The sequence below is a fragment of the Bartonella sp. AP36NXGY genome (assembly GCF_042195865.1).
GTDB lineage: Bacteria > Pseudomonadota > Alphaproteobacteria > Rhizobiales > Rhizobiaceae > Bartonella.
In genome coordinates this window covers 1-21,490 of the sequence record NZ_JBHIPD010000019.1, presented here as the reverse complement: position 1 = coordinate 21,490, position 21,490 = coordinate 1, and the positions used below count along the sequence as shown (strand labels likewise).

General features: G+C 37.5%; 15 protein-coding genes, 3 tRNA genes and 2 pseudogenes. 13 read left to right on the top strand and 7 right to left on the bottom strand.

Annotated elements, in window-relative coordinates:
* Window positions 1-424: 424 nt before the first annotated feature.
* Window positions 425-510, bottom strand: a tRNA-Leu gene (locus ACFINX_RS07640).
* Between the two features lie 146 nt (window positions 511-656).
* Here ACFINX_RS07640 and ilvA point away from each other — a divergent pair.
* From ilvA to ACFINX_RS07625, 3 genes are all read left to right on the top strand, one after another.
* Entirely contained in the window at window positions 657-1,934 is a 1,278-nt protein-coding gene (gene ilvA, locus ACFINX_RS07635) for a threonine ammonia-lyase IlvA (RefSeq protein WP_375612449.1), read from the top strand.
* Window positions 1,935-1,969: 35 nt separating this feature from the next.
* The gene (locus tag ACFINX_RS07630; protein WP_375632657.1) at window positions 1,970-2,500 is read left to right on the top strand and encodes a hypothetical protein; all 531 of its coding nucleotides are present in this window, start codon (window positions 1,970-1,972) and stop codon (window positions 2,498-2,500) included.
* 290 nt (window positions 2,501-2,790) lie between these two features.
* Window positions 2,791-4,173 (top strand): DEAD/DEAH box helicase, encoded by a 1,383-nt coding sequence (locus ACFINX_RS07625; RefSeq protein ID WP_375668576.1) that lies wholly within the window; start codon window positions 2,791-2,793, stop codon window positions 4,171-4,173.
* A 1,351-nt stretch (window positions 4,174-5,524) separates the two neighbouring features.
* Here the strand turns inward: ACFINX_RS07625 and ACFINX_RS07620 are convergent.
* Window positions 5,525-5,599 (bottom strand) — tRNA-Asn (locus ACFINX_RS07620).
* 184 nt (window positions 5,600-5,783) lie between these two features.
* Here ACFINX_RS07620 and ACFINX_RS07615 point away from each other — a divergent pair.
* The 6 genes and pseudogenes from ACFINX_RS07615 (at window position 5,784) to ACFINX_RS07590 (ending at window position 13,611) form a co-directional block, all read left to right on the top strand.
* A tRNA-Cys gene (locus ACFINX_RS07615) sits at window positions 5,784-5,857 on the top strand.
* A gap of 220 nt (window positions 5,858-6,077) precedes the next feature.
* Window positions 6,078-6,752 carry a protein-L-isoaspartate O-methyltransferase gene (locus ACFINX_RS07610; protein ID WP_375668575.1) on the top strand — a complete coding sequence of 225 codons (675 nt, stop codon included), beginning with the start codon at window positions 6,078-6,080 and terminating at the stop codon, window positions 6,750-6,752.
* A gap of 66 nt (window positions 6,753-6,818) precedes the next feature.
* The gene (locus ACFINX_RS07605; RefSeq protein ID WP_375613721.1) at window positions 6,819-8,111 is read left to right on the top strand and encodes a TolC family outer membrane protein; all 1,293 of its coding nucleotides are present in this window, start codon (window positions 6,819-6,821) and stop codon (window positions 8,109-8,111) included.
* Window positions 8,112-8,364: 253 nt separating this feature from the next.
* Window positions 8,365-8,919 carry a DUF2497 domain-containing protein gene (locus ACFINX_RS07600; RefSeq protein WP_375612445.1) on the top strand — a complete coding sequence of 185 codons (555 nt, stop codon included), beginning with the start codon at window positions 8,365-8,367 and terminating at the stop codon, window positions 8,917-8,919.
* A 137-nt stretch (window positions 8,920-9,056) separates the two neighbouring features.
* The gene (locus ACFINX_RS07595) at window positions 9,057-11,780 is read left to right on the top strand and encodes a valine--tRNA ligase (RefSeq protein ID WP_375638316.1); all 2,724 of its coding nucleotides are present in this window, start codon (window positions 9,057-9,059) and stop codon (window positions 11,778-11,780) included.
* Window positions 11,781-12,820: 1,040 nt separating this feature from the next.
* Window positions 12,821-13,611 (top strand): annotated as a pseudogene (locus tag ACFINX_RS07590) (tetratricopeptide repeat protein).
* 102 nt (window positions 13,612-13,713) lie between these two features.
* Here ACFINX_RS07590 and ACFINX_RS07585 read toward each other — a convergent pair.
* The 5 genes from ACFINX_RS07585 to xth all read right to left on the bottom strand — a co-directional run bounded on the left by ACFINX_RS07585 (window position 13,714) and on the right by xth (window position 17,897).
* Window positions 13,714-14,460 carry an amino acid ABC transporter ATP-binding protein gene (locus ACFINX_RS07585; protein ID WP_273791447.1) on the bottom strand — a complete coding sequence of 249 codons (747 nt, stop codon included), beginning with the start codon at window positions 14,458-14,460 and terminating at the stop codon, window positions 13,714-13,716.
* Between the two features lie 11 nt (window positions 14,461-14,471).
* Window positions 14,472-15,188: an amino acid ABC transporter permease gene (locus ACFINX_RS07580; RefSeq protein ID WP_375612443.1), complete on the bottom strand. Its 717-nt coding sequence runs from the start codon at window positions 15,186-15,188 to the stop codon at window positions 14,472-14,474.
* A gap of 2 nt (window positions 15,189-15,190) precedes the next feature.
* Window positions 15,191-15,943, bottom strand: coding sequence for an amino acid ABC transporter permease (locus tag ACFINX_RS07575; RefSeq protein ID WP_375612442.1), 753 nt, complete (start codon window positions 15,941-15,943; stop codon window positions 15,191-15,193).
* A 141-nt stretch (window positions 15,944-16,084) separates the two neighbouring features.
* Complete coding sequence (locus ACFINX_RS07570; RefSeq protein ID WP_375612441.1) at window positions 16,085-16,990, bottom strand: transporter substrate-binding domain-containing protein; 906 nt, start codon at window positions 16,988-16,990, stop codon at window positions 16,085-16,087.
* Between the two features lie 124 nt (window positions 16,991-17,114).
* A complete protein-coding gene (gene xth / locus ACFINX_RS07565) occupies window positions 17,115-17,897 on the bottom strand; it encodes an exodeoxyribonuclease III (RefSeq protein WP_375668574.1) in 783 nt (260 codons plus the stop codon).
* A gap of 485 nt (window positions 17,898-18,382) precedes the next feature.
* Here xth and rpsL point away from each other — a divergent pair, with 485 nt between their 5' ends.
* The 4 genes and pseudogenes from rpsL to ACFINX_RS07545 form a co-directional block, all read left to right on the top strand.
* Window positions 18,383-18,754, top strand: coding sequence for a 30S ribosomal protein S12 (gene rpsL, locus ACFINX_RS07560; protein WP_005773262.1), 372 nt, complete (start codon window positions 18,383-18,385; stop codon window positions 18,752-18,754).
* An 18-nt stretch (window positions 18,755-18,772) separates the two neighbouring features.
* Window positions 18,773-19,243: a 30S ribosomal protein S7 gene (gene rpsG, locus ACFINX_RS07555; RefSeq protein WP_015856589.1), complete on the top strand. Its 471-nt coding sequence runs from the start codon at window positions 18,773-18,775 to the stop codon at window positions 19,241-19,243.
* A gap of 24 nt (window positions 19,244-19,267) precedes the next feature.
* Window positions 19,268-21,352 carry an elongation factor G gene (gene fusA, locus ACFINX_RS07550; RefSeq protein ID WP_375607436.1) on the top strand — a complete coding sequence of 695 codons (2,085 nt, stop codon included), beginning with the start codon at window positions 19,268-19,270 and terminating at the stop codon, window positions 21,350-21,352.
* A gap of 62 nt (window positions 21,353-21,414) precedes the next feature.
* Window positions 21,415-21,490 (top strand): annotated as a pseudogene (locus ACFINX_RS07545) (elongation factor Tu); the annotation flags it as partial.

Below are 21,490 nucleotides of genomic sequence, written 5' to 3'. Positions count from 1 at the left end.
TTTTGGGCCAATTTTTTACTGCCATTCGAGGAAAAATAATCTTAGAAGCAGTTGATTTTCGAATTAACTCTTCTTGTTTTTGAATCACATCTTTTTGTGCACGTATTATTTCAGCTTCTTTATCTATTATTTTGTCTTTTGCATCTATCTCTTTTCTGAGCTTTTGCGTCGTTTTACAAGAGTCATGAAGAGTATAAGCCAATCCCAAATTAGCAATATTGATTGCCTCTCCATCCTATAAAGACGAGGAGGAGGTCAAAGTGCTAAAAAGGTACCTCAAAAAGCAGCAATGATTCGTATTTTAGTACCACCGCGGTGCCGTCTTATAGCGTTATAATAAAGTTACGAAAGGTGGTTTAGAAGGTGCTTTAATTTTTTTTGATTTTTAATAAATCATTGGAAAATAAGAGAGATTAAGATAATCTGGTGCGGACGGCGGGACTTGAACCCGCAAGGTCTTCGACCGGCAGATTTTAAGTCTGCTATGTTTACCGTTTTCATCACGTCCGCGATGTGAGTTCTCTCATAAGCTATATCTTTTATTGAATCAAGAATTAATGACAAAAGAAACATTTTTCATTTTTTAGTGAAATTTTGACTGACAATAGTTTCCTTTATCGATAGAAAAAGCTTTTATAATGTAAATAAAGTATGAAATGATTAGTGTTATGAGTCAATTTATTCAAGACGTCACAAAAGCTATGGTGGGATTGCATCACGTGTTTGCTGAAACACCACTTCAAAGAAATGATTTTCTTAGTCAAAAGTATGATGCAGAAATTTATTTAAAGCGTGAAGATTTAACACCGGTGCGGTCTTATAAGATTCGTGGTGCTTTCAATTTTGTTTCAGAAATGCTTAGCTGTATATCACCAGATTCTGCATTTGTTTGTGCTTCAGCGGGGAATCACGCGCAAGGGGTTTCTTTTGTTTGTCGTTATTTTAAACGTAAAGGCGTGATTTTCATGCCTATGACAACGCCACAACAAAAAATTGAAAAAACACGTATTTTTGGTAAAGAATTCATTGATATTCGTTTGGTTGGTGAAACATTTGATCAATGTTATGAAGCTGCGCAATCCTTTGTCGTAGAGAGCGGTGGTGTAATGGCTCCACCTTTCGATGATATTCGCATTATTACAGGGCAGGCAACAGTGCTTTGTGAAGCTGCTTTACAATGGAAAAAACTCAATGGAGAAAGTGAGCCAGATTTGATGATTGTGCCGGTAGGGGGGGGTGGTTTGGCAAGTGGAGTGAGCAAGTTTTTACATGAATATGGTTGGAAAACAAAGCTTCGTTTTGTTGAGCCGCAAAGAGCTGCAAGTTTGCTTGCTTGTTTGGAGAGTGGAAAACGCGTCAAGCTTGAAAGCATTGACACTTTTGTAGATGGTGCTGCTGTGGCTGAAATTGGTGCTCTAAACTATACAATTCTAAAGCAATTTCCCCCTGATTCTGTCATTACGGTTCCTGAAAACCGCGTTTGTTCTACGATGGTTGAAATGCTTAATGTTGAAGGTGTGGTTCTGGAACCGGCTGGTGCTTTATCGATTGATGCGCTTAACAGTATTCCTCCTCAAGAGTTAAAGGGGAAAAAAATTCTTCTCGTTATTTCAGGAGGTAATTTTGATTTTGAGCGTTTGCCAGAAATTAAAGAGCGTTCTTTACGTTTCCAAGGGTTGAGAAAATATTTTATTTTTAGTTTTCCGCAACATCCTGGTGCATTGCGTCATTTTCTTTCCACATTATCACCAGATGATGATATCGTACGTTTTGAATATCTTAAAAAGTCAGCGAGAAACTTTGGTTCTGTATTGGTTGCGATTGAAACAAAAAAATACGGTAATTTTTGTCTTTTAGAGGAAAAATTTCAAGCGTTAGGTTGGCGTTATCGTGATATTACTGATGATCAAACGTTATTTGATTTTGTTATTTGAGAAACTGAAATTTTACTAAAACAAGAAGTATAATGATGAAACCTATTTTTTATTCGGTGCTGAGTCTATTTTTCTTTTTGATTGTTAATCAACAGAGTTTAGCATCTCAGCCAACAATAGTACAAAAAGATGAACTTTCAAGAGTCGTTGTTGATGTCAATAATGCTATAAAAAATGGGGATTTTATGCCTATTTCTCGTTATATGCCTGAGCGGCTTTATAAAGAGATGGCACATCGATTGAATACAACAGAGAGTGCTTTACGTAGTGATTTTCTTCAACAGTTGCATAAGAAATTTGAGGGGTTGCCTTCTGGTGCTTATTGTTTAGATAAAGAAAATATAGAGTATTTACAAACTGATAACGGTACTTTGTATGCTTTAATTCCAACAGTTCTTGAGATGAAAGATCGCATCATTCAATATAAAACTTTGGCGATTTTTGATAAAAACCAATGGTATTTAATTTATGGCGGTCAAAAAACTTTACAAAATCCAGTTTTTCTCGAGATTTATCCTGATTTTATCAAGGTACATTTACCGATGGACACAATCATCAAAAAGTAAACGATCTAAATATTGTTTTTATTCATGATAAATGTATTTCGTAAAGTTCTTGCTTTTTTATCATAATCCAAAGATAATAGAGATGAAGGCATTTAGGCTGGTTTGTTGGCTTTTTGTAAAGTGAAGTTTATACGCCTTTATCTTGATTTCAAGGTGTTCATGAGTTGCGCAAGCCGCTTTTTAGGCGTTGCTTCATTTAAAATGTCAGGGATTTCTCTTGCGCGGATTCTTGAGTGGAGAGTTCAGATGGTTACTTCTTTTGAGTTCTTCAGCTAAGGAAAGATTTTATTTTGCCTATAAAAGAAGAAAATGTTTTTACAAAGTTAGGTTTGCCTACTCTTTTGATTAAAAATTTACTCATTGCTGGGATGAGTAAACCTAAACCTATACAAGAACAAGCTATTCCAGTTATGTTGAAAGGACACGATATTTTAGGTGTTGCTCAGACAGGTTCTGGAAAAACCTTGGCATTTAGTTTGCCTATTTTAAGTCAGATTTTGGCTTTAGGTGATAAACGCTGCCCTAAAACTGCACGCGCTTTGATTTTAGCTCCAACGCGTGAACTTGCTGTGCAGATTGATGAAACGATTCGCACTACGGCGAAAGGAGCACATCTTTCAACATGTCTTATTTTTGGGGGCGTATCACGTTTAAAACAAATTAAACGTATGGAAGCAGGTGTGGATGTTTTGATAGCGACTCCAGGGCGTTTGAGAGATCTTGTTCGTGAAAAGTGTGTTGATCTTTCCCAATCTCGTTTTTTGATTTTGGATGAAGCAGATCGTATGTTGGATATGGGTTTTATTCATGATGTTAAGCAAATTGCAAAGCTTTTGCATCAAGAGCGTCAGACAGCACTCTTTTCTGCAACAATGCCGAGGGAAATTGCTGTGCTTGCAAAATGTTTGCTCAATGATCCGGTTAAAATTGAAGTTGTTCCTCAAGGTACTACGGCTGTAGAGATTTGCCAAAAATTATATTGTGTTCCTACGAATGAAAAAAAGAATGTTTTAAGTAAACTTTTGACAAATCCAGCTTTTGATTCGGTTATTGTTTTTACTCGAACTAAACATGGGGCAGATGCTGTCACATGTAGTTTAGAAAAGGTAGGATATTTAGTCGCAACAATTCATGGAAATAAATCACAAGGTGCTCGCCAGTCTGCTTTAAAAGCTTTTCGTGAAAGATCTGTGCAGATCCTAGTGGCAACAGATATTGCTGCACGCGGTATTGATATACCAGGGATAAGCCACGTTATTAATTACGACTTACCAGATGAAGCTGAAAGTTATGTGCATCGTATTGGTCGTACAGGACGCAATGGTGCATCAGGTGAAGCACTTACGCTTTTTGATGAGAAGACAGAAAGGTCCCGCTTGCGTGCTATAGAGCGCTTGATTCGTATGAAATTGGTGGCTGAGTCTGTTCCAGAACAATTTGCAGCGTTTCCAGAAAAGCCAATTGTGCGAGAAAGTAGAGAAAAAGCAAATGATAAGGAACGCCGTTTTAAAAAATCTAAACGTCAAAAACAGTTTGTAAGTCGAAAAGATGATGCTGCACAGTTGCAACGAAAGAATTCTTCACCTCAAAATGAGAGGCATAAAAAAGCAAAAGCAGTAGTAAAGCGTGCAAAGCCTCTTCGTTTTCGAAAATCAGTTAAGAGGGCTGCTTAGATAAAGTCTTGAAAAAAGATCATGTACTGGAGATTTTTTACTTTTGTTGATTTATTCTCAATTGAAAAGAGCTATAAAATACTCTTATCAAAGTAAGAAGATCCTTTAGAGGTTTTCATTTTTTAGAAATGAAAACTTCTAACTTTTTGGATTTATTAAAAATCTTTATTGTAGAGGCAATTATTTATTTGCTTTATTCCTATTTTTTTAAATGGGAATAAAAGTAGATTTTATTTATATAAAACTATTTTTATAAAGGATGTGTTTTATCTTTAATGATAACTTTTAATTTTAAAATTGATGTCTAATAATAACTCATTGTTTTATATATTGAATAATTCATTATATCGTATTTTTTTCATTTTGAAGTTATTTATGCGGATCAATCAAAAGTATTCGCTTGCACGTGATGTGTGAAGTTGTCATATAGATAATCATTTGAAAAATAAATAAAATAATTTTTATAAACTCTTTCCAAGGCAATGGGGGATTGCTGAGATTGAGAGTTGGAAAATAGTACGATGGTATGGCTTTTATTATAAATAAAGATGGGGCTGATCAATCGATTTCATTTTATACCATTTACGGGTGTCATTGTGAAAGAGTCTTGGCGGATTTAAGAGATATCTCTTTAAAAAAGCATGTGACTGCATAATACAATAGCGAGAATGTCATGATTTCTGAAGGCTTTCTCAGGATTCTTAACAATTTAGCTCGTTATCTTGGTTTTTACTGTAAAACTATTATTTGGGGGATATAAAGCCTATAAGATTTTATGTATTAAATGTTTTATGACAGTGTGGTGAACAAGGCAAGGTTGTTTGTAAAGCGTTGAAGTGGTTAGCAGGAGAAATAACCTGTTAGATAAGACGTCGGAGTGTTTACAGACTTGTTTTATGTTTTTTTGCTTTTAGGATGGGGAGGAGGTTATGTGGGGTGTATGGAGATAATATATGACCTTGATTGTTGTTTCTTTCATTTTTCAAAATGATTGCTTCATGAGCAGGTTTTTAAGTTTAATTCCTTTATTGAGTACAAATCATTCTTTCTTTGGGAAAAAATATATGAGACCGATTCATTGCTGATGGAGCTTAATAATTCATCTCTGATGAACGAAATCGTAATTTATAATGTGCAAATAATTGCAGTGTCCTCTTATAAAGGCGCGGTAGTTTGAAAAAAGTATTTAAAATGAATCAATCGCTTTTTGCGTTCATTGCAAAAAACACATCCCGTAGGATATTGCGTTTCTACTTTATTGCAAAAATCCTATTCCATTACTTTTATTAACGAATCCCTCATGTCTAAAAACTTTAGAAAAAACAATAAACTACGTGGAATAAAAGAAAAGTGGCTCCCCGGGCCGGATTCGAACCAGCGACCAACCGGTTAACAGCCGGTTGCTCTACCGCTGAGCTACCGGGGAATGGTGCCCAATCATCTCGTTGAAAAGGCTATAGCAAAGCAATACTGATTTGCAAAGGATAAAATTACTTTTTTTAAAAAAATATGATAAATTGTGTAATAAGAGGAAAAAAGGCGAGAGAATATTTCTACACCTTGACGGATGCGTTGCCTTCCCTTATTGAAACCTTTATGTTTGTTGACGAGGCCTCGTGGCGGAATGGTTACGCAGAGGACTGCAAATCCTTGTATCCCGGTTCGATTCCGGGCGAGGCCTCCAGCCGATTTTAAACGAAACGGCTTTTAAGGGAGATGAGGTATAGGAAAATAGATTATTTCCCTCTATTCTTGTGAAGACACTTTTGTATGAGAGATTATACAGTTAAAATCTAATTGTTGACTGTAGTATCCTTTTTTGTAACGCCCATAGTTTAAGAGATCTTTATCCCTTATTGTCGCTGTTTTGTTTGTTTTTTGTAGGTTAGGAGAAAATATTCGTTATGGTTGCAGATTTTGCTGAGCTTCGTCGCAAAATGGTTGACAATCAAGTTCGTACAGTCGATGTAACGGATTTATCAGTTCTTGAAGCCTTTTTAACGGTATCTCGTGAAGATTTTGTATCGGAAGATATGAAAGTGTTAAGTTATCTTGATACTGATATTGTTCTATGTCCAGAGCAAGATGGGGTTCCTGCACGCTATTTGATGAAACCTGCGTCTCTAGCGAAATTACTACAGCTTGCCGCTGTAAAATCATCAGATGTTGTTTTAGATATTGGTGCAAATAGTGGTTATTGTGCAGCGTTGCTTGCAAAACTTGCAGGGTCTGTGATTGCGCTGGAAAGTGATAAATCTCTCTTTGAACGTGCTCTTGAAGCTTTAGAACGGAATCAATGTGATAATGTGGTTGTCGTTCATGGTCCATTAGAGAAAGGATATGCCGTTGAGGGACCTTATGACGTGATTTTCATTGAGGGATCTGTTGATTTTATTCCTCAAGGTATCTTTGATCAAATGAAAGACTGTGGACGTCTTGTTGTGGTTGAAGGGCATGGAAATGCTGCTGTTGCACAAATCTATATAAAAGAAGATGGGATCATCTCGGCTCGTCGTGCTTTTAACCTCGCTGTAAAGCCTCTTCCTTGTTTTTTCAAAACACCTGGTTTTGTGTTTTAGTGCTTGTTTGTTTTGTGAATAAAAGATAATTTTGTAATTTATTTGGGGTTTGTTATTGTGTGTATTATGTTTAGAGTAAACAAGAAGTTTCAGGCGTGTTTATTGCTGGTGTTGAGTGTTTTTCTATCAGAGGCTGTTTGTGCTGAAACATTGATGGATGCCTTTTCTAAGGCTTATAAATATAATGCTAAGTTGAATAGTGAACGTGCAGCTGTGCGTATATCCAGTGATGATGTTGTCATTGCGCGATCGGGGCTATTGCCACAGGTTGAGGGGGTTGGGAACTATGGGCGCAATAAGTCTTTTACAGGTCCTTATGTCACTTCTGGATCTATAGGAGTGAGATTAAATCAAAGATTATTTGATGGTTTTATCACGCAAAATATCTTTTCTTCAGCTCAAGTTAAGTTGCAGGCCCAGCGTGAATATCTTCGTAATGTTGAACAAAATACGTTTCTGGAGGCGGTGACCGCTTATGCTAATGTCTATCACGCACGTCGTGTTGCCGATCTTCGGAGAGAAAATTTGGCAGCTCTTGAGGAACAAGTTCGTTCAAATAAAGCAAAATTTGATGTGGGTGAAGGAGGGCATGTTGATCTTGCTCAAGCTCAAGCTGCACGTTCCGTGGCGGTTTCAGAGCTGAGTCTTGCTCGTTCTGATGTAAAAGCAGCAGAGGCAGTGTATCGACAAGTTATTGGTTCTGATCCTGAAAAGTTAAAACGCCCACCTGTAGCCAAAGATTTTCCCGTCAACCTTGATATGGCTTACCAAATGAGCGTTGTGATGCATCCAGCAATCCTTTATGCTAAATATTTAGTCGATGCGAGTGTTTATAATGTAAAGGCGAAAGAAGGGGCATTGCTCCCTAAAGTTGATTTTTCTGCAACTGCATCTTATAATCGAATCTACAGCGGGGTTGGAGAAGATGGCGTTTCTAAATCGATAGGGTTGTCAGTAAGTGTCCCAATCTTTGAAGGAGGGCGTACGTCTGCGCAAATTCGCCAATCAAGGGAACAGCTTGGACAGGCGCAGCTTCAACTCGATTTGGCGCATAGTAATACGCGACAAGCACTTACTTCTGCTTGGTTTCAGTTGGAGGGCGCACGCTCATCTGTTGTTGCTTACCGTGAAAGTGTTCGTGCTGCTGAAATTGCTCTGAAAGGTCGTGTTCAAGAAAATCGCGTAGGGCAAGCAACGACGCTGGATGTTTTAAATTCTCGTACTCTATTGATTAATGCTCAGATTGCGCTTGCAATGGCAGAGCGTAATGCTGTTGTGGCGAGCTATAGTGTTCAATCTTCTATTGGTAAATTGACTGCAAGTTATTTAGGTTTAAAAACAATTAAATATATCCGATAATACATAAAAGTATCTCTTTGAATCTTATTAAATTATTTTAGTTTTTAAAAGATTAGTAAATCAACAGTTGAATATGTTGAAAGATATTGCGGCGAGATATTATTTTTACTAAGTGTAGAAAACTGTGTGTAGCGCCCTCTTTATGACAAGCATATTTGAAAATATCGTAGGAGGCATGTTGATCTTATAATTCTTTTGCATACACTGAAAATATGATTCTATTTGTTGTTGCGTCTTTGAGAGGTTGTAAAGTATGGTACAGAGTTCAAGCGTGTTACGTGAGCCAAGTATGGATGAAATTTTAACATCTATTCGTGAAATAATCGAAGAAAATGCGGTTCAATCTGATCACTTTTTAAATGAAGATGTTGCAGTGAATGCTTCAGAAGTGGCATCCGAGGGTATTTATGATACAACCTTATCGGTTGATGATGCTATGAAAGCTTTAGCTGATCGTATTGGTCTTTCTTCTGAAAATCAAGGAGGGAAGATAACGCAAGAGAAAGAGGATATAGAGGCAGAAAATAATACAGTTGGTATGGATATGCAAAAGATGAAGCTTTCTTCTGAAGAACGGAATTCTGTTTATAAAGCAAAAGAATATGAAGATGAGATAAGGAAATCACAGTCAGACGCTGGAAGGGATGGTCATGTGGAATTGTCTGCATATTGTATTTCTTCTGCAGAAAAGATTGCAAAGGATGTGTTGCGTCCGGCTATAGCAGAATGGTTACAGTCTAAATTGCCTATTTTGCTGGAAGATATTTTGCGTGAAGAGATTGTGAAGGCGATTAAAAAATCGTCTTAATTATTTTTATGTTTTTCATTTTATGGGGATTTTGTTTGCGATTTTGCGAGCTCTCTAGTGAATGGCTGAGATTCACGAGATTCTGATCAGGTTTTGATCATATATTGTGTTTTTCAGCGGCGTTATGGATGGATAGAATGTTAGAAAAAAACTATGATGCTTCCTCTATAGAGCAACGGGTTGCAAAGAGATGGGAGACTCGTGGGGCTTTTAAAGCGGGAGCTGGTTCTAAAAGCGATGCAGAACCTTTTTGCGTTATGCTTCCACCTCCTAATGTTACAGGCTCACTTCATATGGGGCATGCGCTCAATACGACAATTCAAGATATAATAGTTAGATTTCAGCGGATGCGTGGCAAAAATGTGTTGTGGCAGCCTGGTATGGATCATGCTGGGATTGCTACGCAAATGGTTGTGGAACGTCAACTTGCAGAACGTCAAGAGCCAACGCGTCAAGAAATGGGGAGAGAAAAGTTTATTGAGCGTATTTGGGAATGGCGTTATGAAACTGGAGGCGTTATTGCAAACCAGTTGCGTCGCCTTGGGGTTTCATGTGATTGGTCGCGTGAGCGGTTTACAATGGATGAGGGGTTGTCGCAGGCGGTTCGTGAAGTCTTTGTCACGCTTTATAAGCAAGGGTTGATATATAGGGATAAGCGCCTCGTCAATTGGGATCCTAAATTGTTGACAGCTATTTCAGATCTTGAAGTTGAGCAAAAAGAAGTTCAAGGACATTTGTGGCACTTTAGATATCCACTTGAAGGTAAAATTTTTGATCCAAATGATGCGACAACTTATATAACAGTGGCGACAACACGACCAGAAACAATGCTTGGTGATACAGGAATTGCTGTTAATCCTGAAGATGAGCGTTATAAAAATCTTATCGGTAAAAATGCTCTTTTGCCGCTTGTTGGTCGTAGGTTATTAATTGTTGGTGATAGCCATGCTGATCCTGAGGCTGGAAGTGGTGCTGTAAAAATCACACCGGCTCATGACTTTAATGACTTTGAAGTAGGACAGCGTAATCATTTACGCTTGATCAATATTTTTACCCAGCAAGCCGAGATTTTTCTTCGTGAAAATGAAGCATTTTTCGATGGTTTGATTTTATCAGATGAATTAAAAATGTTAGTAGAAAATCTCGATAAATCTGATCGTTTTGTTGCTCGCCAGAAGATTGTTTCTTTGATGGAAGAACAGGGATATTTAGCTTCTGTTGATGATCATACCCATATGGTTCCTCATGGAGATCGCAGTGGTGTCCCTATTGAGCCTTTTTTGACAGATCAATGGTATGTTCATGCTGCTGAATTAGCAAAGCCAGCGATAGAGGCTGTTCAACAAGGCAAAACGCAGTTCGTTCCAGATAACTGGAAAAAGACGTACTTCAATTGGATGGAAAATATTCAACCTTGGTGCATTTCTCGCCAATTATGGTGGGGACATCAGATTCCTGCTTGGTATGGTCCTGATGGAACGGTTTTTGTTGAAAAAAGTGAAAAAGAGGCTTTAGATTCAGCTTTTGCTCATTATGGTGAGGTTGTTGAATTAATCCGTGATCCGGATGTTTTAGATACTTGGTTTTCATCAGCTCTTTGGCCTTTTTCAACATTAGGATGGCCAAATAAAACGACTGAATTATCTACTTTTTACCCAACATCTTTATCTGTGACAGGATTTGATATTATTTTTTTCTGGGTTGCTCGTATGATGATGATGGGACTTCACTTTATGGGTGACGTTCCTTTCCCAACGGTTTATGTGCATGCTCTTGTACGGGATCAAAAGGGTGCAAAGATGTCAAAATCAAAGGGAAATATTATTGATCCCTTAGAGCTTATTGATCAATATAGTGCTGATGCACTTCGATTTACTTTAGCTATTATGGCAGCACAAGGTCGTGATGTAAAACTTGATGTTTCCCGTATTGCTGGTTATCGTAATTTTGCTACGAAATTGTGGAATGCTACCCGATTTGCACAGATGAATGGTGTGAAGCATGATCCAGCTTTTAAACCAGAACAAGCAAAACTGGCGCTTAATCGTTGGATTTTAACAGAGTTATCTAAAACAATTTCAGCAGTTACGACTGGTATTGAACACTATAAATTTAATGAGTCAGCTGCCACTCTTTACCGTTTCATTTGGAATACATTATGTGATTGGTATTTGGAGCTTCTCAAACCTATTTTTCAGGGGGAAAATGAAGATGCTAAAAATGAGGCTCAAGCTTGTACTGCTTGGGTTTTAGATGAAGTTTATAAACTTCTTCATCCTTTTATGCCTTATATGACGGAAGAGTTGTGGTATCTTACAGAAACGCAAGCCATCAAGCGTGAGGATATGCTCGCATTGACAAAATGGCCAGAGGAAACATTGATAGATGAAGAAGCTGCTGATGATATTAATTGGCTTATTGATGTCGTCACAGGGATTCGGTCTGTACGTTTTGAAATGAATATTCCAGTGGCGACACAAGCACCTCTTGTTGTTGTTGAAGGAGGGGAAGTAACGCGAGAGCGTGTGAAGCGTTATGATGCACTTCTAAAAAAATTAGCGCGTATTGAAGTTATTGATTTCTCTGATAAAGTTCCGGAAATATCAGCACAAATGATTTTGGGAGAGGCTGTTTTTTGTTTACCATTAGGACAGTTGATTGATTTGGAGGCTGAACGTGTTCGTTTGAGGAAGGATGTCAGTAAAATTGAACAAGATATTGAAAAAATATCGCTTAAGTTAAACAATCCCAAATTTATAGCAAATGCAAAAGCAGAAATTGTTGAGCGTGAGCGGAACAGGGTTGTAGAACTGCGTGCAGCGCAGAAAAAAATATTTGTTGCTTTAGAGCGGTTAGATTGATTTCAACTTTTTATTTTTTTGATAGATAATTGCATACCAGTAGGGCTAGTATAGATCTTCTTTAAAAGGAAACTTTTTCTTTTGTTAGTTTTTCATGAACGATCATAAAATCTCTACTGAAATCCATTGTTTTATGTTTATCATTAAAGAGACATCTTTTAAGGCATCCAAGCCTATTCCACGACGTAGATCATGAATGGTATAACGGTAAATCTATTGAGCTTCCCTTCTTTATGCTTGTGAAGTAACAAGCGCTGGGGGCACCATTCTGTCCAATATCCGGACAACCCTTAGCTCAAACCGTTCGTAAGAGGCATTTTTAGTTCTTTCTTACACAGAGTTTTTATCCACATAGCTCTCTCTACTTGTAATGTGCAAGCGGATGGTTTTGATTGATTTAACATGGAACAGGTTTGGAATGAGAGAATCTTACGATATTCGAGGTCCTCATTCAACATGCAAAATGGTAAAGTATCATTATAAATCAATATCTTGTTTTATTTCTGTGAAATATCATCATTTAGAGTAGCAATATAAGGCATGTAAAATTACACATGTGGTATTTTTGTATGTAGTGGTGAGTATTCTGAGGTAGAACTTGTGTGTAAAGTATGAAGTAACCCCATGTGAAATGATGTTAGGTGCAATCCGTTAAACAAAAAGCTGTATTGTTTATAGATTGACGGAGGCAAAAAACTTCATCTTTAAGGTGGTAAGGCAGTCGTGAAGTTATAAGTTAACTATCATCATTATATTTATCCATCTTTCGTATTGTTTTTTATACTCAAACGTTTACCATTCATCATGTATTCTCTTCGTTCTCAAGTTGCTGTTTAATGCACGTTATTCTATTGAACGATTTTTGCTCATACGTATAAAATTTTAAGATCGATAAATCCTATTGGATGGTTTTTATCTATTTGTTTTTTCTTTTAAAATTTTTACTTTAAAATTGCGTATGCTTCTTACTAAGAAAAAGAGTTTAAATATCTACAAAGAAATTTGTAACAGATATAATCATTAAAATTGAGGTAGGGGGAATGGTTAATAGGTTTCAGATATGGAAAAAAGTCACGATTGTTGTGATTTTAGAGGGATTCTTTTCGACTGTTTATGTAATAGATGTCAATAGCTTGCAAGAAGCGAATGATGGTTCGTTTTATTTTTTAAAACGTGGCATGTCTGTTTATAAAAATGGGCATATAACTCAGGCTATTGCAGCATTACGTTGTGCTGCTAAGAGAGGCTATATTGGTGCGAATTGGAAACTTGGCTCTATCTATGCAAACGGTGATGGTGTCCCTAAAAATGATTATAAGGCATATAATTTTTTTGCATATATTGTTGAAAAAGGTGCTGATCTTGGTTCAGAGGATGAAAGTTATGTTTCTGATGCATTGATTAAACTTGCCGGATACATAAAAAAAGGTATTCCTCAATCACCTGTGAAACCTGATCCTTCTTATGCTTCTCATCTTTATATGCAGGCTGCGGTAAACTATGGAAATCCTAAAGCTCAGTATCATTTAGGAAAAATATTTTTAAAGGGAGAGGGAAGGGAGAAAAATCTTATACAAGCAGCACGATGGTTTCAACTTTCAGCAAAAAAAGAAAATCCTTCTGCCCAAGCAATGCTTGGAAATATACTGCTTAAAGAAGGAAAAATTGTCCGTGGGGCAGCAATGTTAACTGCTGCCTATAAAAAGCTAACGTAAAAGACGAAAATTGGATTCACCCTTTGCAAGAAGAGGCTTTTGCTCTTTGTAATGAATCTGAGAGACGTACAGCAATTTCACTGGTTGTTGAGATTTTAAAGAATAACAGTTTTTAAACATCTGATTGTAATATTTTTACATTCTCTCATCTTATATTAAACTCTGTTTTCTTGTATACAAGTTCATAGTAAAGATAGCTTTTTTTGATAATCTAACGGCTAATGACTTAGGATTTTAGACAAAAATTCTTGCGTTCTCGGTTTTCTTGCTTGCGGATCAGAAAAGAACTCTTTAGATGAGCAGTCTTCAAGAATTGTTCCTTGATCTATGAAAATAACACGCTCCGATACTTTTTGTGCAAATCCCATTTCATGGGTTACACAAATCATCGTCATACCTTCTTCTGCTAAGCTAATCATGACATCGAGTACTTCACCTACCATTTCAGGATCTAGAGCAGATGTTGGTTCATCAAAAAGCATGACAAGTGGATCCATAGTTAAGGCACGTGCAATAGCAACACGTTGTTGTTGCCCTCCAGAAAGTTGACCAGGATATTTATCTTTGTGTTCAATGAGTCCAACGCGTTCAAGATATAACAATCCACGTTCAAGTGCTTCTTTTTTGCTTCGTTTTAGGACTTTGATTTGTGCAATTGTCAAATTTTCTGTGACAGATAAATGGGGGAAAAGCTCGAAGTGTTGAAACACCATTCCTACCTGACTTCGCAATTTAGGCAGATTCGTTTTTTTTGAATGAACTGGTATTCCATTAATCCAAATTTCACCTTTTTGAAAAGGGACGAGAGCGTTAATAGTTTTAATGAGTGTTGACTTTCCTGAGCCTGATGGACCACAAACGACAACGACTTCTCCTTTATTAATGTTGGTTGTACAGTTTTTAAGGACTTTAATTTCGCCATACCAATTAGAAACATTTTTTATTTCGATCATATGAGTAGACATTTTTTTTCCTGTTAGCGAATAATGGATACTTTTTTTTGTAAATACAAAACTATTTGTGACAGTGTAAAACAGATAACAAAATAGAAAATAGCTGCTAAGATATAAGCTTCTTGCTTTACACCAAAATTATTAGCAGCAATATCAAAACCATTCAAAAGGCTATGACCACTGATGGCATAAACAAGGGTTGTATCCTGAAAAAGGATAATAACTTGTGTTAAAAAGACTGGAAGCATATCTCTAAAGGCTTGAGGAAGAATGACAATGTACATACTTTGCCAATATGTCATTCCAAGAGCTTGTCCTGCATATTTTTGTCCTTGCGGAACTGAATTGATTCCAGCACGCATAATCTCAGCAAAATAAGCCGTTTCAAATGCGGTAAAGGTAATGAGTGCTGATTTATTTGCACCAATGGATATACCAGTTAAAAAAGGCAGAAGCACGAAAAACCATAAGATAACCATCACAAGTGGTATTGAACGCATAGCTGTTATGTAACTGATTGCAAACCAAGAAAGAAGTTTTATGGAAGAAAGGCGCATCATTGCTAAAAGTGTGCCGAAAACAAACCCCAATACCGTTGCAAAAAGAGTTAGAAAAACGCTAAAGAGTAAACCTGATAAAATGTAAGAACGAAATACATCAAAGGTAAAAAAGGAAAAATCAAAGTCGGAAAAATTGAAAGGAAAATAAAGTCCAAACTGAGAGCTTATGAAATTCACCATATTCAATTTCCCTTTGTTTGAAAATTAGGAATTTTGAGTATTTGTTCAATGACTGTCATCACAATGAATACGAATAAGGCTATTAGAATATAAAGGATCGTAACAAGCAAATAATTTTCGTAAACATGGCTTACTTCTTCAATTGTTTGGTATTGAAATTGCATGAGCTCATTTATTGAAACGGCGAATGCTATAGATGAATTTTTCACAATCCCCATTGCTTCTGAAGTAAGAGGTGGCATAATTGCACGTATAGCACGTGGTAGTATAATATAGCGATAACTTTGATAAGTTGTAAATCCCATTGCCATAGCAGCATAGCGTTGTCCAGAAGGAATCGCTTCAATGCCTGAACGAACCTGTTCAGCAATGCGTGCAGATGTAAAGAATCCCAATGCGCATGTTATTAAGAGAATGGGGGAAAATTTCATCGCTGGTGGATAAATCTTCGGAACAACAAAATACCACAAAAACACTTGTACAAGGAGGGGAATATTACGCATAATCTCTACCCAAATAGTACCGATAGTGCGAAATATATAATTGATTATGGATGTTTTGGGTAAAGTGCGCATTGTTCCTATAATAACACCACACAATACAGCTAATATAAGTGAAGTGATAGACAATATAATTGTATTTTTTAAGCCATCGAGAAGTGTATCTAAATAGGTATGACTTACGCCGGGAGTTCCCAAGCATCCTGTTACCAATGTTTGAGTAAGGTCATCTCTACAAAGGAAAGAAAAGTCCATTAATTGATATTCCCTCAAATTAGTCATTCACAAATAGGACAATAAACCACGCGCATCTACATAGTCCAGATTTATTAAAAAGTGAATTAAAATATAAACCACACTCAATTTCAAAAGAGTGTGGTTCTTCTTTATTAAACTCTATAAATCTTTTTCTGCGTAGCTTTCTCGAGGCTTATTATTTGGGTGATCCCAAGCATATCTTGTTTGTTTTGATAAGGGAAGGTTCATAACAGTGTTAGCAGGTGGGATCGGTTTCATAAACCACTTATTATAAAGCTTTTCCAGTGATTCATCTTTAATCTGACGTACGATACTATCGTTGATTGTTTGTTCAAATTTTTTGTCATTTAATCTGAGCATACAGGCAATAGGTTCGACTGAAAGTACAGTATCAAGAATGACATAATCAGATGGATTCTTTGATTTAGCAATATGTCCAGCAAGAATTGAAGCGTCCATGACAAAAGCATCTGCCTTACCAGATTCTAATAATAAAAAACTATCTCCGTGATCTTTCCCCTTTAAAACTTTAAACTGAATGTTTTTTGCACGTTTATTTTTACGAATAAGTTGAACAGATGTTGTACCGGTGGTCGTTGCAACTGTTTTTCCATTTAAATCCTCAAGAGATTTAATGTTAGAGTTTTTCTTTACAGCAATCCGAACCTCTTCAATGTATGTCGTATAAGCAAATGCTGCTTCTTTACTGCGGGCAATATCATGTGTTGTTGAGCCGCACTCAAAATCATAGGTTTTATTTTTTAAGAGAGGAATTCTATTTTGAGAAGTGATGGGAAGATAATGAACTTTAATTGGTTTACCAATTTTTTTTGAGATATCATCAATGATCCGTTCTGCCATTTCTGTATGAAAACCTACATATTTATTATTACCAAGGGCGTAGGCTAAACCAGATGATTCACGGACACCTAAAGTAATTTCCCCTGTTCGTTTTATTTTTTCAAGAGTATCATGTTCAGCATGCGCGAAACTTGAGAATCCAATGGCCGTTGCTGCAATAAGCATTAATAATGATTTCTTCATTTATGTCCTCCATTCATTTATTTTTATTTTATTTGCTTAAGATATACTGTTTATATGCTGTAGCATAGTTATTATTTTTGAGTGGAATTTTTTTGTTGTCTCATGAAATGAGGATTTTACTTTCTTAATTGATATTAAGGTGAATCCAAACAGGAACGTGGTCGGATGGTTTTTGATATCCCCTTACTTCTGTTTGGCTATGAGCGCAAATTAATTGATCAACAGCTTCTGGTGATAATAATAAATGATCAATGCGAATCCCATTATTCTTAGGCCAAGCACCTGCCTGAAAATCCCAAAAACTGAAGGAGGGAGTATCGGTGACATTCCGGATAGCATCATAAAAACCTAAATGAAGAATACGTTGGAATGCTTTTCTTGTTTCTCCAAGAAATAAGGCATCTTGATACCATTCTTGAGGTTTTTTTGCATCTAATGGAGTGGGGATGACATTATAATCACCTGCTAGAATAAGAGGTTCTTCATACGCAAGCAATGATTTTGCATGTGTATATAATCTTTCCATCCATTCTATCTTATAGGAATATTTTTCACTCTCAATAGGATTCCCATTTGGCAAATAGAGAGATGCAACACGAACAACACCTTTGTTTGTTGAATAAACAGCTTCAATGTAACGTGTTTGTTTATCATTATCATTGCCTGGTAATCGACGGATCACTTCATCTGGTGTTTTTTTAGAGAGAATCGCAACGCCATTAAAACTTTTTTGTCCGTGTGTTTCTATATGGTAACCTAAATTTTCAATTGTATCGCGTGGAAAATTTTCATCAATACTTTTAATTTCCTGTAAACAGACTATGTCCGGTTGGCTTTGCTGCAGCCATTGACATAATGTTTCATGTCGCGCTTTTATTCCAGCAATATTCCACGTTGCTATTTTCATGGTGCTCATCATTAGATATCAAATATGCAATTCAATTTACTGCTATGTTTTACTACAGTCATATCGCTACTTTTTTATTTATAGGGATATTACTTATGGTAAATTGATTTATCAAGAGTAGCGGTAAAAGCAAATTTAAAGCTTTAAAATTTAATTTATTTTCATTTTTAAAAACTTTCTGCTGTTTAGTTCTTGACGAATGTACGTGTTCTCGCTATTAGAGATGGACATAACCGATGTGAATGTAATCAGGTGTTTTGGATATGAACCGGATTATTCACAGGTGTTAAGAAGATTAAAAGCAAATGCTAGTGCAAAAGGCTATTGCCTTCTCTGCTTGTGGTCGGGTAAACTGTTTTTTGCAGGTGTGCCCGATTTTGTGTGTAGACTTAGATATCTGCTCCGATTTTGTTGGGGTGGATAGAGATGAAAATAGAAAAGCCCGATTGGGTGAGACGAATGTAGATCGAAAAGAGGAAGGTTGCATGCCTACCGTAAACCAGTTGATTCGCAAGCCGCGTGTAGCGCCAGTTAAACGTAATAAGGTTCCTGCTCTGCAGTCGAATCCGCAGAAGCGTGGTGTTTGTACGCGTGTTTATACGACAACGCCGAAGAAACCTAATTCTGCTCTTCGTAAAGTTGCTAAAATTCGCTTGACGAATGGATTCGAGGTGATTGGTTATATTCCTGGAGAGGGACATAATCTTCAAGAGCACTCTGTTGTAATGATTCGTGGTGGTCGTGTGAAAGATTTGCCAGGAGTTCGTTATCACATTATTCGTGGTTTGCTTGATACGCAGGGTGTCAAGAATCGTAAACAGCGTCGTTCAAAGTATGGCGCAAAGCGTCCAAAATAATATTGAGAGACAAAGCCAATGTCCCGTCGTCATAGAGCAGAAAAGCGTGAGATTAATCCAGATCCAAAATTTGGTGATTTGGTTATTATGAAATTTATGAATGCCATTATGTTTGATGGTAAAAAATCAGTTGCAGAGCGTATTGTTTATGGTGCGCTCGATTCTGTAGAAAAAAGAGTAAAAACAGATCCTGTGGCTCTATTTCATCGAGCTTTAGAGAATGTTGCTCCTCACATTGAGGTTCGTTCACGCCGTGTTGGTGGCGCTACTTATCAAGTTCCGATTGATGTTCGTCCTGATCGTCGTCAGGCTCTTGCTATTCGTTGGTTGATTGCGGCGGCACGTGGTCGAAATGAAACGACGATGATTGAGCGTTTATCTGGTGAATTGATGGATGCGGCTAATAATCGTGGTTCTGCCGTGAAAAAGCGTGAAGATGTTCATCGTATGGCTGAAGCTAATCGTGCTTTTTCTCACTATCGCTGGTAGAAGTTTTAAACTAAGGCAAATATAATGGCTCGCGAATATAAAATTGAAGATTATCGTAATTTTGGTATTATGGCGCATATTGATGCCGGTAAGACTACGATGACTGAACGTATTCTGTTCTATACCGGTAAGAATCATAAAATTGGCGAGACCCATGATGGTGCTTCTACAATGGATTGGATGGAGCAGGAGCAGGAGCGCGGTATTACGATTACATCTGCTGCGACAACGACGTTTTGGGAAGGGCAGGACGGTCGGAAGCGTCGCTTTAATATTATTGATACACCAGGGCACGTTGATTTTACGATTGAAGTTGAGCGCTCTTTGCGTGTTCTTGATGGTGCAATAGCCTTGTTGGATGCAAATGCTGGTGTGGAGCCTCAGACGGAAACTGTTTGGCGGCAAGCTGAGAAGTATCGCGTGCCTCGTATGGTTTTTGTTAATAAAATGGACAAAATAGGAGCTGATTTTTATCGTAGTGTGGAGATGGTTGGTTCTCGGTTAGGTGCTAAAGCGCTTGTTTTGCAGTTGCCGATTGGTGCTGAAAATGACTTTGAAGGTGTTGTTGATCTTGTAGAAATGAAGGCTTTAAAGTGGGATGGTTCTATTGGTGCCTCGGCAGTGATAAGTGAAATTCCCTCTGATTTAAAGGAGAAAGCTGAAGAATATCGCGAGAAATTGATTGAGATGGCTGTGGAGGTTGATGAAGCTGCGACAGAGGCTTATTTGGAAGGTGTTATGCCAACCAACGAGCAGCTTGTTTCTCTCATTCGTAGGGGGACAGTAGAAGTTCAGTTTCATCCGGTTCTTTGTGGTACGGCTTTTAAAAACAAGGGGGTGCAGCCACTTTTGGATGCTGTTGTTTCCTATCTTCCTTCTCCAATTGATATTCCGGCGATTAAGGGTATTGATGTAAAGACTGAGGCTGAGACGACACGCGAATCTTCTGATGATGCTCCGTTATCTATGCTTGCTTTTAAAATTATGAATGATCCTTTTGTTGGTTCATTGACGTTCTGTCGTATTTACTCAGGTAAAGTTCAGAAAGGTATTTCTCTTGAGAATACTGTGAAAAAGAAAAAAGAGCGTTTGGGGCGTATGCTTCAAATGCATTCAAATTCTCGTGAGGATATTGAAGAAGCATTTGCTGGTGATATTGTTGCTCTTGCAGGACTTAAGGAGACGACAACAGGGGATACTCTTTGTGATCCTTTGAAACCTGTTATTTTGGAGAGGATGGAATTTCCAGAGCCTGTTATTGAGATTGCAATTGAACCGAAGACAAAAGCAGATCAAGAAAAAATGGGTATTGCTCTTAACCGTCTAGCAGCCGAAGATCCTTCATTTCGTGTTAAATCGGATGAGGAATCTGGTCAGACTATTATAGCTGGAATGGGTGAGCTTCATCTTGATATTATTGTTGATCGTATGCGGCGTGAGTTTAAGGTTGAAGCAAATGTTGGGCAGCCTCAAGTTGCTTATCGTGAGTCAATTACTAAAATGGCGGAAATTGATTATACGCATAAGAAACAATCGGGTGGTGCAGGTCAATTTGCTCGTGTGAAAATTGTTTTTGAGCCTCATGATGGTGATGACTTTATTTTTGAGTCAAAGATTGTTGGTGGTGCTGTTCCTAAAGAATATATTCCCGGTGTCCAAAAAGGGATTGAGAGTGTTATGGGGTCAGGTCCTCTTGCGGGCTTTCCTATGCTTGGTGTAAAAGCGACTCTCATTGATGGTGGCTATCACGATGTTGATTCTTCGGTTTTGGCTTTTGAGATTGCTGCTCGTGCGGCTTTTCGTGATGGGGCAAAGAAGGCTGGTGCACAGCTTCTTGAACCGATCATGAAGGTGGAAGTTGTTACTCCAGATGATTATGTTGGTGATGTTATTGGTGATCTCAATTCTCGTCGGGGGCAGATTTCAGGAACTGAAGCGCGCGGCATTGCAACGGTTGTGAATGCAATGGTTCCTTTGGCAAATATGTTTGGTTATGTGAATACTCTTCGCTCTATGAGTCAGGGGCGTGCGCAGTATACAATGCAGTTTGATCATTACGAGCCTGTGCCTTCAGCTGTTGCTTTGGAGATTCAAAAGAAATACGCGTAATTTCAGGTTGGTAATTAATTTTTAACTTAGTCCTTGGCTTGGACGGAAAATGGAGAGCTCAAATGGCGAAGAGCAAGTTTGAACGAACAAAACCGCATGTTAATATTGGTACGATTGGTCACGTTGATCATGGGAAGA

Coding starts and splice junctions, on each gene's coding strand:
- ACFINX_RS07630 (WP_375632657.1), top strand. CDS start 1,970: ATGAAACCTATTTTTTATTCGGTGCTGAGTCTATTTTTCTTTTTGATT.
- ACFINX_RS07605 (WP_375613721.1), top strand. CDS start 6,819: ATGTTTAGAGTAAACAAGAAGTTTCAGGCGTGTTTATTGCTGGTGTTG.
- fusA (WP_375607436.1), top strand. CDS start 19,268: ATGGCTCGCGAATATAAAATTGAAGATTATCGTAATTTTGGTATTATG.
- ilvA (WP_375612449.1), top strand. CDS start 657: ATGATTAGTGTTATGAGTCAATTTATTCAAGACGTCACAAAAGCTATG.
- ACFINX_RS07580 (WP_375612443.1), bottom strand. CDS start 15,188: ATGGTGAATTTCATAAGCTCTCAGTTTGGACTTTATTTTCCTTTCAAT.
- xth (WP_375668574.1), bottom strand. CDS start 17,897: ATGAAAATAGCAACGTGGAATATTGCTGGAATAAAAGCGCGACATGAA.
- ACFINX_RS07575 (WP_375612442.1), bottom strand. CDS start 15,943: ATGGACTTTTCTTTCCTTTGTAGAGATGACCTTACTCAAACATTGGTA.
- ACFINX_RS07600 (WP_375612445.1), top strand. CDS start 8,365: ATGGTACAGAGTTCAAGCGTGTTACGTGAGCCAAGTATGGATGAAATT.
- ACFINX_RS07610 (WP_375668575.1), top strand. CDS start 6,078: ATGGTTGCAGATTTTGCTGAGCTTCGTCGCAAAATGGTTGACAATCAA.
- rpsG (WP_015856589.1), top strand. CDS start 18,773: ATGTCCCGTCGTCATAGAGCAGAAAAGCGTGAGATTAATCCAGATCCA.
- ACFINX_RS07595 (WP_375638316.1), top strand. CDS start 9,057: ATGTTAGAAAAAAACTATGATGCTTCCTCTATAGAGCAACGGGTTGCA.
- ACFINX_RS07585 (WP_273791447.1), bottom strand. CDS start 14,460: ATGTCTACTCATATGATCGAAATAAAAAATGTTTCTAATTGGTATGGC.
- rpsL (WP_005773262.1), top strand. CDS start 18,383: ATGCCTACCGTAAACCAGTTGATTCGCAAGCCGCGTGTAGCGCCAGTT.
- ACFINX_RS07570 (WP_375612441.1), bottom strand. CDS start 16,990: ATGAAGAAATCATTATTAATGCTTATTGCAGCAACGGCCATTGGATTC.